This window comes from Castellaniella sp., from assembly GCF_049673105.1.
Classification (GTDB): Bacteria; Pseudomonadota; Gammaproteobacteria; order Burkholderiales; family Burkholderiaceae_B; genus Castellaniella.
This window is the reverse complement of the sequence record NZ_JBATXG010000025.1, coordinates 166,703-181,787: the sequence shown is the minus strand read 5'-3', so window position 1 is coordinate 181,787 and position 15,085 is coordinate 166,703. Positions and strand designations below refer to the sequence as shown.

General features: G+C 64.2%; 12 protein-coding genes. 7 read left to right on the top strand and 5 right to left on the bottom strand.

Annotation, left to right across the window (positions count from 1 at the left end):
- The first annotated feature begins 3 nt into the window (after positions 1-3).
- The 4 genes from WBF69_RS10535 (at position 4) to lpxC (ending at position 4,431) form a co-directional block, all read left to right on the top strand.
- A complete protein-coding gene (locus WBF69_RS10535) occupies positions 4-807 on the top strand; it encodes a cell division protein FtsQ/DivIB (RefSeq protein WP_424263885.1) in 804 nt (267 codons plus the stop codon).
- Complete coding sequence (gene ftsA, locus WBF69_RS10530; RefSeq protein ID WP_424263883.1) at positions 804-2,030, top strand: cell division protein FtsA; 1,227 nt, start codon at positions 804-806, stop codon at positions 2,028-2,030. Before WBF69_RS10535 ends, ftsA begins: the two co-directional genes overlap by 4 nt.
- A 66-nt stretch (positions 2,031-2,096) precedes the next feature.
- On the top strand, positions 2,097-3,266 hold the full coding sequence (gene ftsZ, locus WBF69_RS10525; protein ID WP_424263881.1) for a cell division protein FtsZ: 1,170 nt from the start codon (positions 2,097-2,099) through the stop codon (positions 3,264-3,266).
- A gap of 241 nt (positions 3,267-3,507) precedes the next feature.
- Positions 3,508-4,431 carry a UDP-3-O-acyl-N-acetylglucosamine deacetylase gene (gene lpxC / locus WBF69_RS10520; RefSeq protein ID WP_424263880.1) on the top strand — a complete coding sequence of 308 codons (924 nt, stop codon included), beginning with the start codon at positions 3,508-3,510 and terminating at the stop codon, positions 4,429-4,431.
- A gap of 27 nt (positions 4,432-4,458) precedes the next feature.
- On the opposite strand, the gene WBF69_RS10515 is transcribed toward lpxC, so the two are convergent.
- Positions 4,459-4,962, bottom strand: a complete 504-nt coding sequence (locus tag WBF69_RS10515; protein ID WP_424263878.1) for a DciA family protein — start codon at positions 4,960-4,962, stop codon at positions 4,459-4,461.
- A 32-nt stretch (positions 4,963-4,994) separates the two neighbouring features.
- Between WBF69_RS10515 and WBF69_RS10510 the strand changes: the two genes are divergently transcribed.
- Positions 4,995-5,951, top strand: a complete 957-nt coding sequence (locus tag WBF69_RS10510; protein WP_424263876.1) for a peptidoglycan DD-metalloendopeptidase family protein — start codon at positions 4,995-4,997, stop codon at positions 5,949-5,951.
- Positions 5,952-6,053: 102 nt separating this feature from the next.
- A complete protein-coding gene (gene secA / locus WBF69_RS10505) occupies positions 6,054-8,801 on the top strand; it encodes a preprotein translocase subunit SecA (RefSeq protein WP_424263874.1) in 2,748 nt (915 codons plus the stop codon).
- Between the two features lie 200 nt (positions 8,802-9,001).
- On the opposite strand, the gene mgtE is transcribed toward secA, so the two are convergent.
- The 4 genes from mgtE to WBF69_RS10485 form a co-directional block, all read right to left on the bottom strand.
- Positions 9,002-10,486: a magnesium transporter gene (gene mgtE / locus WBF69_RS10500; RefSeq protein WP_424263873.1), complete on the bottom strand. Its 1,485-nt coding sequence runs from the start codon at positions 10,484-10,486 to the stop codon at positions 9,002-9,004.
- A gap of 12 nt (positions 10,487-10,498) precedes the next feature.
- The gene (locus WBF69_RS10495; protein ID WP_424263871.1) at positions 10,499-10,891 is read right to left on the bottom strand and encodes an acyl-CoA thioesterase; all 393 of its coding nucleotides are present in this window, start codon (positions 10,889-10,891) and stop codon (positions 10,499-10,501) included.
- A 132-nt stretch (positions 10,892-11,023) separates the two neighbouring features.
- Positions 11,024-12,220, bottom strand: a complete 1,197-nt coding sequence (locus WBF69_RS10490; protein WP_424263869.1) for a M20 aminoacylase family protein — start codon at positions 12,218-12,220, stop codon at positions 11,024-11,026.
- Positions 12,217-13,056, bottom strand: a complete 840-nt coding sequence (locus WBF69_RS10485) for an inositol monophosphatase family protein (RefSeq protein WP_424263867.1) — start codon at positions 13,054-13,056, stop codon at positions 12,217-12,219. The genes WBF69_RS10490 and WBF69_RS10485 overlap by 4 nt, the downstream gene beginning before the upstream one ends.
- A gap of 92 nt (positions 13,057-13,148) precedes the next feature.
- Between WBF69_RS10485 and mnmC the strand changes: the two genes are divergently transcribed.
- Positions 13,149-15,014: an FAD-dependent 5-carboxymethylaminomethyl-2-thiouridine(34) oxidoreductase MnmC gene (gene mnmC / locus WBF69_RS10480; RefSeq protein WP_424263865.1), complete on the top strand. Its 1,866-nt coding sequence runs from the start codon at positions 13,149-13,151 to the stop codon at positions 15,012-15,014.
- The last annotated feature ends 71 nt before the right edge of the window (positions 15,015-15,085 follow it).

Below are 15,085 nucleotides of genomic sequence, written 5' to 3'. Positions count from 1 at the left end.
ACAGTGTTTGCGGACGCCCGTCTGACCAATCTGATTGCCAATCTGCTGGCTTTGCTGGCAGTGTTGGCGATGGTCGCGGGCGCCCTGACCTGGGTGATCCGGCGCCCCTATTTTTCGATCCAGCAGATCCAGTTGGCGCCGATGGCCGACGCCAGCCTGCAATACGTCAGCCCCACCAGTCTGCAGACTGCGCTGGCTGGGCAGGTGCGGGGCAATTTCTTCCTGCTGAATCTGGACCAGGTGCGCCGCCGCATCGAGACCGTGCCCTGGGTGCGGCATGCCGCGATCCGCCGCGTCTGGCCTTCCACGCTGCTGGTGCGCATTGAAGAGCAGCAGCCGCTGGCGCTGTGGAACGAGAACCAGATGATCAATACCTGGGGCGAAGCCTTCACGGCCAACCCCGGCGAATTGCCGGACGATCTGCATCTGCCCCAGTTGAATGGGCCGGGCAATTCCGAGCGCCTGGTCGTGCAGCGTTATGCCGAGATCGCCCGCTGGTTCGCGCCGCTGGGGCTGAGCGTGCGCGAGGCGACCTTGTCGCCCCGTTATGCCTGGGAAGTCTCTCTGTCCGACGGGGTGCGGCTGACGCTGGGCCGCGATCCCGCCGCCGACGTTGCCGACCCGCATGGCCGCTCCGGCGCATTGCCCTTTGCCGCCCGTATTGAACGCTTTGTCCAGGCGTGGCCGGATTTGTCCCGGCGCCTGGGCAACCGAATGATTGCCAGCGCCGATTTGCGCTATCCGAATGGATTCGCCATCACGCTGGCCCCTGAAACCGCAGATTCTTCCCAACCGTCCAAACCATGACCCGTGACATCAAAGACCTGATCGTTGCACTCGATATCGGCACCAGCAAGGTGGTTGCCGTCGTGGCGGAGATCTTGCCTGACGGCGGATTCGAAGTGCTTGGCCTGGGCCAGCATGAATCCGAGGGAATGCGCAAGGGCGTCGTCGTCAACATCGAGTCCACCGTGAATTCCATCCAGCGCGCGCTGGAAGAGGCCGAGCTGATGGCCGACTGCAAGATCCGCGAAGTCTATACGGGCATTGCCGGCAGCCACATCACCAGCTTCAATTCCAGCGGCATGGTCGCGGTCAAGGACAAGGAAGTCACCGCCACCGATGTGGCGCGCGTGATCGAGACCGCTAAGGCCGTCAACATCCCGACGGACCAGCAGGTGCTGCACGTGCTGACCCAGGAATTCATCGTCGATGCCCAGGAAGACATCCGCGAGCCCATCGGCATGAGTGGCATGCGCCTGGAAGTGCGCGTGCACATCGTCACCGGGGCGGTCAGCGCGGCCCAGAACATCGTCAAGTGCGTGCGCCGCTGCGGCCTGGAAGTGCAGGACCTGATCCTGCAGCCGCTGGCCTCAAGCCTGTCGTGCCTGACCGCCGATGAAAAGGAACTGGGCGTGGTGTTGGTGGACATCGGCGGGGGCACCACCGACATCGCCATCTATACCGGCGGCGCGATCCGCCACACCTCGGTCATTCCCATCGCGGGCGACCAGGTCACCAGCGATATCGCGGCCATGCTGCGTACGCCCACGCCGGATGCCGAGGAAATCAAGCTGCGCTATGGCGTGGCCAAGCAGATCCTGGTCGATGCCGAGGAAATGATCGAAGTGCCGGGTCTGGGCGATCGCCCCAACCGCAGCGTCAAACGCCAGGCCCTGGGCGCGGTGATCGAGCCGCGCATGGAAGAGTTGTTCGGATTCGTGCAGCAGGTGGTGCGCGAGTCGGGTTATGAAGAATTGCTGTCATCCGGGGTCGTGCTGACCGGCGGGACGGCGCTCATGCCGGGCATGGTCGAACTGGCCGAGGACGTGTTCCTCAAGCCGGTGCGGGTGGCCGTGCCCATGTATGAAGGCAGTTTGGCCGACGTGATGCGCAATCCGCGCTTCTCGACGGTGATGGGTTTGCTGACCGAGGCCCGCATGCAGCGGGCGCGCGGTCGCAAAGTGGCGCAGCAGAAAGGGACGGTCAAGTCCATTCTGACGCGCATGAAGGAATGGTTCATGAACTGACCCTCCGGGGGCAGCCGTGAATCATCAGGGGAATGTTCTGTTTTTCCGTATGTGAGGGAGTCAATCATGATGAATTTTGAAATGCTGGATACCAGCAGAAACGGGACGGTGATCAAAGTGGTCGGCGTCGGCGGGGCAGGCGGCAACGCTGTGGCCCATATGATCCATTCGGGCGTCCAGGGCGTGGAGTTCATCTGCGCCAACACGGATTCCCAGGCGCTGCTCGCCAGCGAAGCGCCGGTGCAGATCCGTCTGGGCCGCTCCGGTCTGGGCGCAGGCGCCAAGCCCGATCAGGGCCGCGCTGCAGCCGATACCGCCCGTGAGGAAATCCGCGCGGCGCTGAATGGCGCCCACATGGTGTTCATCACCGCAGGCATGGGCGGCGGCACCGGCACGGGCGCGGGGCCGGTGGTGGCGGAAGTCGCCAAGGAACTGGGCATCCTGACGGTGGGCGTGGTCACCAAACCGTTCGTGTTTGAGGGCAACAAGCGCATGCGCCTGGCCGAGGAAGGCATCCGCGAACTGTCGCGCCACGTGCATTCCCTGGTCGTGGTGCTGAACGAAAACCTGTACGAACTGATGGACGAGGATGCCACCCAGGAAGACTGCTTCCAGGCGGCTGACGACGTGCTGCACAATGCCTGCGCCGGGATCGCCGAGATCATCAACGTCGAAGGCAATGTCAACGTCGACTTCGAAGACGTCAAGACGATCATGGGCGAGCAGGGCCAGGCCATGATGGGTACGTCCGTGGCCGGTGGCGCCGATCGCGCCCGGATCGCGGCTGAACAGGCCATCGCCTGCCCGCTGTTGGAAGGCGTCGACCTGCATGGCGCGCGCGGCATCCTGGTGAACATCACCGCCAGCCGTTCGCTGAAGATGCGCGAAACCCGCGAGATCATGGACACGATCCGCAGCTATGCCTCGGAAGACGCGACCGTCATCTTTGGCACCGCTTACGACGAGTCCATGGGTGAGAACCTGCGCGTGACGGTCGTGGCGACCGGCCTGGGCGCTTCGGTCACCAAGCCGACGCTGGTCCCGCATCCTGTCGAGGCCCAGCGCACCGGCACGGATAATCAGCCGGTTCACATGGGGCATGATTTTTCAGGAACGGATGTGCCTTCGGTCATCCGCAATCCGCGTTCCAACGCATCGGCCCAGGTCCGGGCGCTGGAAGGCGCGGGCATGGATCATTTCGATATTCCTGCCTTTCTGCGCAAACAGGCCGACTGATCATTTATTGATCTGAAGTCTGTCACCTCACATCGCGGCTGCCGTCATGCAGATCGCGGCGCCTGGCGCACTCGTCCCTTCCCCTGGGGGCGGGTGCGCCTTCGCTTGTTTCATTTGTTCAAGTAGCAAGTGTTTCGGTAAAAGGGTCGTGGAAAACCCGTAGACCCGTTACAATGGGCAGATTACTCACGCTATCGACGGGGCCGTCCGCCTGACGACCGTCGCCGATCAGAAATATCCCATGCTCTTACAGCGCACTATCAAACGATCGATTTCCACCAAAGGCGTGGGCCTGCATTCCGGTCGCCGCGTGGAAATCACTTTGCGCCCCGCCGAGCCCAATACCGGCATCGTGTTCCATCGCATCGATCTGCCCCAGGTGGTTGATCTGCCTGCGCGCGCCGATGCCGTGGGTGATACGCGGATGGCCTCTGTGCTGCAGCAGGGTTCGGTGCGTGTCTCTACCGTCGAACACCTGATGTCGGCCCTGGCCGGGCTGGGGGTCGACAATCTGCATATCGATCTGGATGCCGAAGAAGTCCCCATCATGGATGGCAGCGCCGGCACCTTCGTCTATCTGTTGCGTAGCGCCGGATTGCAGGAACAGGCTGCGCCCAAGCAGTTCATCCGGGTTCTGAAACCCGTCGAAATCCGCGAGGGCGAAGGCCCCGCCGCCAAATGGGCGCGACTGGAACCCTACGATGGCTTTGCGCTGTCGTTTTCCATCGATTTCCGCCATCCGGCCATCGATTCCACCGCCAATCGGGCCGAGGTCGACTTCGCACGCGATTCTTACGTCAAGGCCATCGCCCGCGCGCGCACCTTCGGCTTTGCCAGCGAGGTCGAAGCCCTGCGCTCCATGGGGCTGGCACGGGGCGGCAGTCTGGACAACGCCATCGTCATGGACGAATATCGCGTGCTCAATGCCGATGGCCTGCGCTATGACGACGAATTCGTCAAACACAAAATCCTCGATGCGATCGGGGATCTGTATCTGGCCGGCAAACCCTTGGTGGCCCGTTATGTGGCCTGCAAATCGGGTCACGGACTGAACAACCAGCTGGTGCGCGCTTTGCTGGCGCAGCAGGATTGCTGGGAACTGGTCAGTTACGATTCGCCGGAAACCGCGCCGGCGGCCTATACCCGCGACTGGCAGTTCGCCTGATTTCCCCGGCGGACCCGCACCGAGATGTCAGCGTCGGTGATGCTGCAGCAGTCGCGCCACGGCGTCGGCCAGCGGGCCGGGGCTTAGTTGTTGCTGCAGGGACTCAAACGACTGCAGCGCCTGTTCGTTCAGGGGCTGGGTTTCCCTGGCGGGCTTTTGTGTCCCATCCAGGCCCATGGCGGCATCAATCCGCACGACAATCGCATCAATCGGCCAGCCGGCATCCCGCAGCTGGCGAGCGGTGCCGTCCGTCAGCTGACGCAGTCGGGCTGCGTGCGCCGGGCTGGGAACCATGACGGTGATTTGCTGTCCATCAACACGGGCCACCTGGATGCGGCGCCCCAGTGCCGGCGGCAGGATGCGGGCCAGCACCCCTTGCAGGGCCAGCAATTCGTGAGCCGTCTGCAGCAGACGCGCTCCTTGCGGATGATGGCTCAGCCAGTTCAGGGCCGACACCCCTGGTGAATGGCTGCGGTGATGCGAGGCCGATGACATGAAGGAAAAATTGGATGAAAAAATGGGTTGGAACATTGCGGGCGGCAAGGCCGTCTGGGCATTCTAGCGTGCGTTGGCTCAAAGCAGGGGGGCTGACGCTGGCCTTGGTCCTGGCGGCCTGGGGCGGGGCGCAGTGGCAGTCCTGGCAGTCGGCGGGCCTGGATGCCGGTCAGCGCCAGGCGCTGGACGCCAAACTGCAGCAGGAATCTGTCACCCTCCAGGGCAGTATCGCAGGGCTTGCCGGCAAGGTCGGAGAATTGCAGGGTCGGGTCCTGGCCATGGAGGTCGCGCGCAGCCAGATCGCGGCGGCTGCCGGCCTGGGTTACAGCGCGCCGGAACTGGCGTCTGAAATCATGGCCCAGCCGCAGGCCGATCCCTCGCAGGTATTGGACGATATTTCCGAACAGGATACGACCGCCTTGCCGGCAGTGGATTCGGCTGAACAGCTAGGCCGTGATATCGATGCCCTGAGCCAGCGCTTGAGCCATCAGGAAGACGCCTACAGTCTGGTCGATGCGGCCTTGTCCCGTCAGGCGGGTTTCCAGGCCAGCCTGCCGACGCTGTCCCCGGTGAATTATCCGGCGCTCAGCTCTTCGTTTGGTTGGCGGCGCAATCCGGTCAGCGGGCGCCGTACCATGCACGAAGGGCTGGATTTCGTGGCGCCTCGGGGCGAACCGATCCGGGCGGCGTCCGGGGGGTTGGTGGTGCGATCGGGTACGCAGCGAGGCTACGGCAAGATGGTTGAAATCGATCATGGCAACGGTTTGCGCACGCGTTACGCGCATGCGTCCAGCCTGTCGGTCAAGGTCGGCGACATCGTGCGCCAGGGGGATGTGATCGCCAAGGTGGGCAGCACCGGTCGTTCGACGGGATCGCACCTGCATTTCGAAATCCGCATGGCCGACTATCCCTTGGACCCGACCCTGTTCATTCAGTCTGGCGATCACCCCCTGAATGCACCGGGATCCACGCGCTGGGCCGCGGTGGATGGCGCCCCCAAAGCGGGTGCCCCCCAGCTGCGTTAAACTGCATCGTTTACCTGCGGTCACTGTTCGGTGGCCGTACCTGACAATTTTCCGGTTGCCAGTTCTGATCGATCCCGGACTGGCCCGCAGCGACGACATACTATGGTTTCTCTGCTCAAAAAAATCATTGGCAGCCGCAACGACAGGCTGCTGAAGCAGTACCGCAAGCAGGTCGCACAGATCAATGCGCTCGAACCCGCTCTGCAAGCTCTGTCAGATGACGAGCTGCAGGCCAAGACCGCCGAATTCCGCCAGCGCATCGCTGATGGAAAATCTCTGAACTCCCTGCTGCCCGAGGCCTTTGCCGTCGTGCGCGAGGCCAGCAAGCGCGTATTTGGCATGCGCCATTTCGATGTGCAGATGCTGGGCGCCATCGCTTTGCACAACGGCCAGATTGCTGAAATGCGCACCGGCGAGGGTAAAACGCTGATGGCGACCCTGGCGGTCTATTTGAATGCGCTGCCGGGGCGCGGCGTGCACGTCGTCACGGTCAACGATTACCTGGCCCGGCGCGATGCCGAATGGATGGGGCGCCTGTATGGCTTCCTGGGCATGACGACCGGTGTGGTCGTGCCGCAGCAGGAAAACGAGGAAAAGCGCGCCGCTTATCAGGCCGATATCACCTACGGCACCAATAACGAATATGGCTTCGATTACCTGCGCGACAATATGGAATTCCGTCCGGAAGACCGCCGTCAGCGCAATCTGGCCTACGCCATCGTTGACGAGGTCGACTCCATCCTGATCGACGAGGCGCGCACGCCCCTGATCATTTCCGGACAGGCGGAAGACAACACCGAACTCTACATCCGCATGAACAAGGTGCCGTCCTTGATGGTGCGCATGACGGAAGAACCCAAGCCGCACGAGCCTGAACCCGAAGGCGATTTCTGGGTCGATGAAAAGGCCCAGCAGGTGCATCTGTCCGAGGCGGGGCAGGTCAAGGCGGAACAGATCATGATCCAGCAGGGCATCCTGCCGGACGGCGAATCGCTGTACGACCCGCGCCACATTTCCCTGATGCACCATTTGCTGGTGGCGTTGCGGGCGCACAATCTGTTCCATCTGGATCAGCAGTATGTGGTGCAAAACGGCGAAGTCGTCATCGTGGACGAATTCACCGGGCGTCTGATGGCCGGTCGCCGTTGGTCCGACGGTCTGCATCAGGCGGTCGAAGCCAAGGAAGGCGTGCGCATCCAGAACGAAAATCAGACCCTGGCATCGATCACCTTCCAGAATTATTTCCGCATGTACGACAAACTGTCGGGCATGACGGGGACGGCAGATACCGAAGCCTACGAGTTTCAGGAAATCTACGGCCTGGAAACGGTCATCATCCCGACCAACCGGCCCATGGCCCGCGACGATCAGAATGATCAAGTCTTCAAGAGCGATGCGGAAAAATATCGGGCGATCCTGGCGGACATCATCGATTGCCATAAGCGCGGCCAACCGGTGCTGGTAGGCACGACCAGCATTGAAAATTCGGAATTGCTATCGAATGCCTTGCAAAAAGACGGTCTGCCGCATAGCGTGCTGAATGCAAAACAGCACGCCCGCGAGGCCGAGATCGTGGCCGAGGCCGGCAAGCCGGGGCACATCACGATCGCGACGAATATGGCCGGGCGCGGCACCGATATCGTGCTGGGTGGCAGCGTGGACAAACAGGTGGATCTGGTGCGCGCCGATCCCGATCTCAGTCCCGCAGAAAAAGAAGCCCGCATTGCGACGATCCGCGCCGAATGGGCGCCGGCCAATGCCGCCGTGAAGGCTGCCGGCGGGCTGCGCATCATTGGTACGGAACGCCACGAATCGCGCCGCATCGACAATCAGCTGCGTGGTCGTGCGGGCCGCCAGGGCGATCCGGGTTCCTCGCGTTTCTATCTGTCGCTGGATGATTCGCTGATGCGAATTTTCGCGGGCGACCGGGTGCGGGCCATCATGGACCGCCTGCGCCTGCCCGAAGGCGAGCCGATCGAGGCCCGCATGGTGTCGCGTTCGATCGAATCGGCTCAGCGCAAGGTCGAAGGCCGCAACTTCGATATCCGCAAGCAATTGCTGGAATACGATGACGTGGCCAACGATCAGCGCAAGGTCCTCTACGGTCAGCGCAACGAGGTATTGGAGGCGACGTCGGTCGCCGATACGATCGCCAATCTGCGCGATGCGGAAATCACCGTGGTATTCCGTCGCTACATTCCAGAGGAAACGATGGAAGAGCAGTGGGATGTTCCTGGCCTGCAGACAACGCTGGAATCGGACTGGGCGATGCCGATGCCGCTGGCTGAGATGCTGGAAAAAGAACCCAATCTGACGGACGAAGATCTGCTGGATCGCGTGCTGGCCGAAGCCAAGCGCCTGTATGACGAGAAGGTCGCCCTGGTGGGCCTCGAGGGGTGGGGGCCGTTCGAGCGGTCGGTGCTGCTGCAGGCGCTGGACAGCAACTGGCGCGCTCACTTGGCATCGCTGGATCACCTGCGTCAGGGGATTCATCTGCGCGGCTATGCGCAGGTCGATCCGAAACAGGCCTACAAGCGCGAGGCATTCGCACTGTTTTCCGACATGCTGGACCGGGTTCGCAATGAAACGGTCCGGGTGCTGATGACGGTGCGCATCCAGTCGGCGGAACAGGTCGAAGTCGAAGAACCTGCGTCTCCGGCGCTGGAAAATGTGCGCTATCACCATGCGGACTACGATGCCGCTTTGCGCGGGGATGATCCGGGTCTGGATCAGGCTCCTGGCGTTTCGGGTGGCGCGCCGGCAGGGGCGGTGCCCAGGGTCGGGCGCAATGATCCTTGTCCTTGCGGCAGCGGAAAGAAATACAAGCAATGCCACGGTAAATTGGCGTGATGCTTCGAAAGGCCGGGATGGGATCCCGGCCTTTTTTTTGCAGGCGTTCTTGCGTTAGGTCCCGGCGGTGTCCCAGGGGTGTGCCGGGCGCCGGTCGTCCGGTTCCACTCCGGGACACCGCCTGACGAATGAACTGATGCCGGTGCCCGAACTCGGGCAGTTGGCGGGCATTGCAAAGAAAGGTTGCTTGATTGCGGTTGCTACAGCAAAAACACCGTCGCCAGTCCCAGGAACAGGAAAAACCCCAGCGAATCGGTCGCAAACGTCAGCAGCACCGACGAGCCCACGGCGGGGTCCTTGCCGAAGCGGTCGCGCAGCAGCGGGATCAACACGCCCAGGGCGGCGCCGATCAGCATATTGCCCACCATGGCCGCCATCATCACGGCGGCGATGGCATAGGATTCCGAGATCACCCAGGCGAACGTGGCGGCGACCAGGCTGCCGCAGGCGCCGACCAGGAACGTGACCTGCAGTTCGCGTTTGACCAGTTGCCAGATGTTGGCGCCGGTCACGCGGCCCGTGGCCATGGCGCGGATGATCATGGTCATGGTCTGGTTGCCCGAATTGCCGCCGATCCCGGCGACGATGGACATCAGAAAGGCCAGGATCACGATGTGGCTGACGGTGTCCTCGAAACGCGAGGCGACCAGCGAGGCGATGGATGCTGTGCACAGATTGACCAGCAGCCAGGGGGCGCGGTTGCGCAGCGCCGACAGGACGGGGGCGAAGATGTCTTCTTCCTGCAGACCGGCGCGGGACAGTTCTTGTTCCTGGGAGTCTTCCTGCAGCACGTCCACCACTTCGTCGATGGTGACGCGACCGATCAGGCGGCCTTGTTCGTCCACCACGGGGGCGGACACCAAGTCATAGCGCTCGAAGGCGCTGGCGGCGTCAGCGTCGGAATCCAGGGGATTCAGGCTGAGCACGTCCGGTTCCATGACGGCATTGACCAGGGTGTCGGGTTCGCTCAGCAGCAGGCGCGACAGCGACAGGGTGCCGCGCAACTGGTCGGTGCGGTCCACGACGAAGATCTGGTCGGTATGATCGGGCAGTTCATGCAGGCGGCGCAGGTAGCGCAGCACGACTTCCAGGGTGATGTCCTCGCGCACCCGCACCATGTCGAAGTCCATGATGGCCCCGACCGTGTCTTCGGGGTAGCCCATGGCGGCGATCAACTGGGCGCGTTCGGCGTCGGTCAGGCCCTTCTGGACGGCGGCGATGACGTCGGGCGGCAGGTCCGGGGCCAGATCCGCGATCTCGTCGGCATCCATATTGCCGGTGGCCGCGATCAGGTCCTCGTGGTCCATGGACTCGATCAGCGATTCGCGGACCCAGTCTTCGACCTCCAGCAGCACGTCGGCATCGTATTCCTGGCTGACCAGCTGCCAGATGGCCTGGCGCTGCATGACCGGCAGGGATTCCAGGATGAAGGCGATGTCGGCGGGATGCAGGGCGTTGATGATCTGCCGGATCTCGTCCTCGTGCTGGCGTTGCAGCATGCCTTCCAGCAGATTGGAGCCGTCTTCGTCCTCGGCGTCGTTCTGGCGCTGGGCGAGCGTGTCCACGACCTCCTGGCGCTTCAGGATGGACTGCAGTTCCTGCAGGGCCAGCTGGGCGTCTTCCGGGTCCAGGCGGCGCGGGATGACGACAGGAGAGGCGGTGGTGAGAGCCGGCTGATCAACCATGAATCCGGGGCCTCAGATGGGGGGTAGAGGCCGGCTGCGGCGGTTTTCGTCGGTCGCCACGTAGGTCAGGGTGGCCTCGGTGACTTTGACGACTTCGGCTTCCAGACGCTGGCGTTCGGCGTAGACCTCGACCGACACCGTGACCGAGGTGCGGCCTGTATGCGTGATCGTCGCGTAAAAGCTGAGCAGGTCGCCGACGAAAACGGGTTGCTTGAAGGTGAAGGCATTCACCGCCACGGTGGCGACACGCCCTGCCGCCCGGCGGGTGGCAGGGATGGAGCCGGCGATGTCGACCTGAGACATGATCCAGCCGCCGAAGACATCACCGTGGATGTTGGCATCAGCCGGCATGGGCATTACACGCAGCACGGCGGGGGGGTGATTCAGGGGCAGGGTGGTTGACATGGCGTCCTCGGCGGATGGGGCGGCGCGGGTGTGCGGCCTGGTACCGCGCGTATTTTACGGCATGCGTCTGCGGCAGGTCTGGCGGATGGGCCGCCCTGGCGTCCTGCGCGCAGGTATCGCGCTGGACGTGGCTTATGCCGCCAGATAGCGGTGCGTCAGCATCACCCAGTAGGCTGCGCCCAGCGGGATCAGTTCGTCGTTGAAGTCGTAGCTGCCATTATGCAGGGTGCAGGGGCCCAGTCCGTGGCCGGCGCTGCGGTGGTCGCCGTCGCCGTTGCCGATCCAGATGTAGCAGCCTGGACGGGCCTGCAGCATGAAGGCGAAGTCTTCGGCGCCCATGGACGGGCGCACGGCGGTGCGGACATTATCTGCGCCCACCAGGTCGCTGAGGACCTGTGTGCTGAGCGCGGTTTGCGCCGGATGGTTGACGGTGGCGGGGTATTCGCGGCTGAAATTGAAATCGGCGGTGCAGCGCAAGGCCTGGGCCAGGTGCTGCGAGATATCGCGCATGCGGGATTCGATCACATCCAGCACAGCAGTGGACAGGGTGCGCACCGTGCCGCGCAGCACGGCCTGGTCGGGAATGACGTTGTCAGCCGACCCCGCGTGGATCTGGGTGACGCTGATGACGCCGGCGTCCAGGGGGTCTTGGTCGCGTGTCAGGATGGTCTGGAAAGCCAGCGTCAGCTGCGCAGCGGCCACGACCGGGTCCACGCCCAGATGGGGCATGGCGCCGTGGGCGCCGCGCCCCGTCAGGGTGATGTCGAAACGGTTGCTGGAGGCCATGATCGGGCCTTCGGTCAGGCCGAACGTGCCGACCGGCAATCCCGGCCAGTTGTGCATGCCGAAGACGGCGTCCATGGGAAACCGATCGAACAGGCCGTCTTCGATCATGTGGCGGGCGCCGCCCCCGCCTTCTTCGGCGGGCTGGAAGATCAGGTTGACGGTTCCTGGGAAATCCCGGTGTTGCGCCAGATAGCGGCCTGCCGCCAGCAGCATGGTTGTGTGGCCGTCATGGCCGCAGGCATGCATGACGCCGGGGTTGCGGCTGGCGTGGGCGAAGGTGTTGGCCTCGGGCATGGGCAGCGCGTCCATGTCGGCCCGTAGGCCGATGGAACGGCCTGCTTGTGTGCCGGTGATGCGTCCCACCACGCCGGTTTGTCCCAGCCCTCGATGCGTCTCGATGCCCCAGGATTCCAGCAGGGCGGCGACGGTGTCGGCGGTGCGGACTTCCTGGAAGGCCAGTTCCGGCCAGGCGTGGATGCCTCGCCGGATGTCGGTCATATCGGGCAGCCAGTCGCCCAGAGTGTCAAGGATCGCTTGTTTCATAGATGTGGAGTGATCAGTGCGTCCAGGGGCAGGGCAAGATGGGGATTGGTGGCGATGACATAGCCGCCCTGGGGCCAGGGTTCCTGGCGGCGCAGGTCTTCGCAGACGCCGCCGGCGGCGCGGACCAGCACGGTGCCTGCCGCCACGTCCCAGGGCGCCAGACCCATTTCCCAATAACCATCGTAGCGCCCGCAGGCCGTCCAGGCCAGATCCAGTGCGGCAGCCCCCAGCCGGCGCACGCCGCGCGTCTGGTGCATGGCGTCCAGAAAGCCGGGCATGTATTGCGGTTCGAATGAAAAGTCCCGGAACGGGAAGCCGGTGGCCAGCACGGCCTGGTCCAGCGAGGCGGTCTGCGAGCACTGGATGCGCTGGCCGTTGAGCCAGGAGCCGATACCGTGCAGCGCCGTGAACAATTCCTGGCGGTTCGGGTCGTAGACCACGCCAATCAGCGGCGTGTCTTGCGGCAGCACGGTCTGGCCGTCGGGGCGGCAGCCGGCGTGGCCGATCAGGGCGATCGAGACGGCATAATGCGGAATGCCGCTTAGAAAATTGGTCGTGCCGTCCAGCGGGTCGATGCACCAGGTCGCCTGGCTGCCCGGCTGTCCGCCGGATTCCTCGGCGATGATGCCGATGTCCGGGGTGCGTTCTTGCAGGATGGCGATGATGGCCTGTTCGGCTTCGCGGTCGGCCTGCGACACCAGGTCGTTGCGCTGTTTGGTGTCGATGACCAGATCGGAGCGCCGCAGGGCGTGGGTTTGTAAAATGGCTGCCGCTGTGTGGGCTGCCGTGACGGCTGCGTCCAGATAGTCGGCCGACAGGAGATGCGGTGTCAACATGTCAGTATCGTTCCTGTGCTGCGCGCGCGACCGCCAGCCGGCCTGCGCGGCATGTCTGTCATTGTACGTGAGCATCCAAAGAGTGTCCCTGCATGTCCGATTCCTATCAGCAACTGATCCCCGCCCGATGGCGCGAGGATGCGAACGGCATTCCTCGCAGCGAGCGCTATGGTGATGTGTATTACGGTGCCGCAGGGCCGGTGGCGCAGGCGCGTCACGTGTTCCTGCAGGGTAATGGCCTGCCGCAACGCTGGCAGGGGCGCGATGCCTTCACCATCTGCGAGACCGGTTTTGGGCTGGGGCAGAATTTCCTGACGGCCTGGCAGTGCTGGCGCGATGACCCGCAGCGCAGCGCCCGCCTGCATTATCTGGCGTTCGAGGCGCATCCCTTTCATCTGCAAGATCTGCGGCGCGCCTGGGCGCGCCTGCCGGATGCATTGCGCCCACTGGCGGATGAATTGGCCGTCCACTGGCCGGCCTTGACCCCGGGCGTGCACCGCCTGGATATGGCGGGTGGTCGCCTGAGCCTGACCCTGCTGTTCGGGGATATCCAGCGCATGACGATCCAGGCGCAAGCGGTGGTCGATGCCTTTTTCCTGGATGGCTTCGCCCCGCGTCAGAACCCCGTCATGTGGTCGCCCACGGTGTTCAGGCAGCTGCGGCGGCTGGCCCGGTCGGGCGCCACGGCGGCGACCTGGTGCTCCGCCGGCCAGGTGAGACGCGATTTGAGTGACGCCGGATTCCTGGTCCGCAAGGCGCCTGGCCTGGCCGGCAAGCGCGAGATGACGGTCGCGGTGTTGCGCCCGAATCTGGGGGCGCCGCTGCAGCATTGGCGGCGCCAGACCGTGGCGGTTGTGGGGGCGGGTCTGGCCGGGGCCGGCGTGGCCTATGCCCTGGCCCTGCGCGGCCATGATGTCCAGGTCTGGGATCCGTCCTGCGCGCTGGATGTCGATCCCGCCATGCGGCGCCGCAGCGCCGCGGCTCTGGTGCCGGCCCTGAGTCCCGATGATGACACCCGTTCCCGCCTGAGTCGTGCCGGTCTGGAACGCGCTTGGGCGCGGTGGCGGGCGCTGGATGGGGGTGCACAGCCGGATGTCTGCGGCGCGCTGGTCTGCGCGCAGACGGACGAAGAAGCCGACGTGCAGCGTCAGGCCTTGGCGCGCTTGCAGTTCCCGGATGCTTGGGTGCGCTGGCTGGATGCTGACGCGGCCAGCCGCCAGGCCGGTGTGCCGATGGCCCGTGGAGGTCTGTGGTTTCCCCAGGCGGTGCAGGTGTGTCCTGGCGAGCTGCTTGCCGCTCTGCTATCCCATCCCGGCCTGACACGCAATCCCGTGCGCGTGGCGCGTGTGCAGCCTGCCGCCGAGCGTGGGTGGCGACTGCTGGATGATCAGGGCGCGCAGCTGGCGCAGGCCGATCAATTGGTGCTGGCGAATGCCCGGCATGCTGCCGCCTTGCTGCAGGGGGTGGCGCCGCTGTCTGCTTATCCGGTGCTCGCCGGCCTGCGGTCTCTGGCGGGGCAGGTCAGCCTGTATCCGGCGCTGTCATCCGAGCGTCGAGTGCCGTCGTGTATCCTATCTGGCCGAGGCTACTGCCTGCCGCCTCGTCATGGCTGGGCGGTGGCGGGCAGCACGTATCGGGCAGGCGCGACCGATAGTGCGGTTGAACAGCTCGGTCATCGCGATATTTTGAACCGGATCGGCGCCTGGCTGCCGGATGGCGCCGTGCCGTGGCTGGGGCGCGAAGCCCCGCAAGGCTGGGCCGGGTGGCGGGCAGCGACGCGGGATCATTTGCCCATCATCGATGCCGTGTCGACATGGCCGGGGTTGTGGTTGGCGTGCGCGTACGGATCGCGCGGCCTGAGCTGGTCGGCACTGGCCGGGGATCTGATTGCGGCGCGGCTGGATCAGGAACCCTGGCCGATCGAACGCGAACTGCAACACCGGATCCGGCTGCGCTGAAGCGTCCAGGTCGCGCCAAACCGATGAAAGCACCCGAAATCCAGGGGAAATCGGTCGTTTTCAGGCCAAAA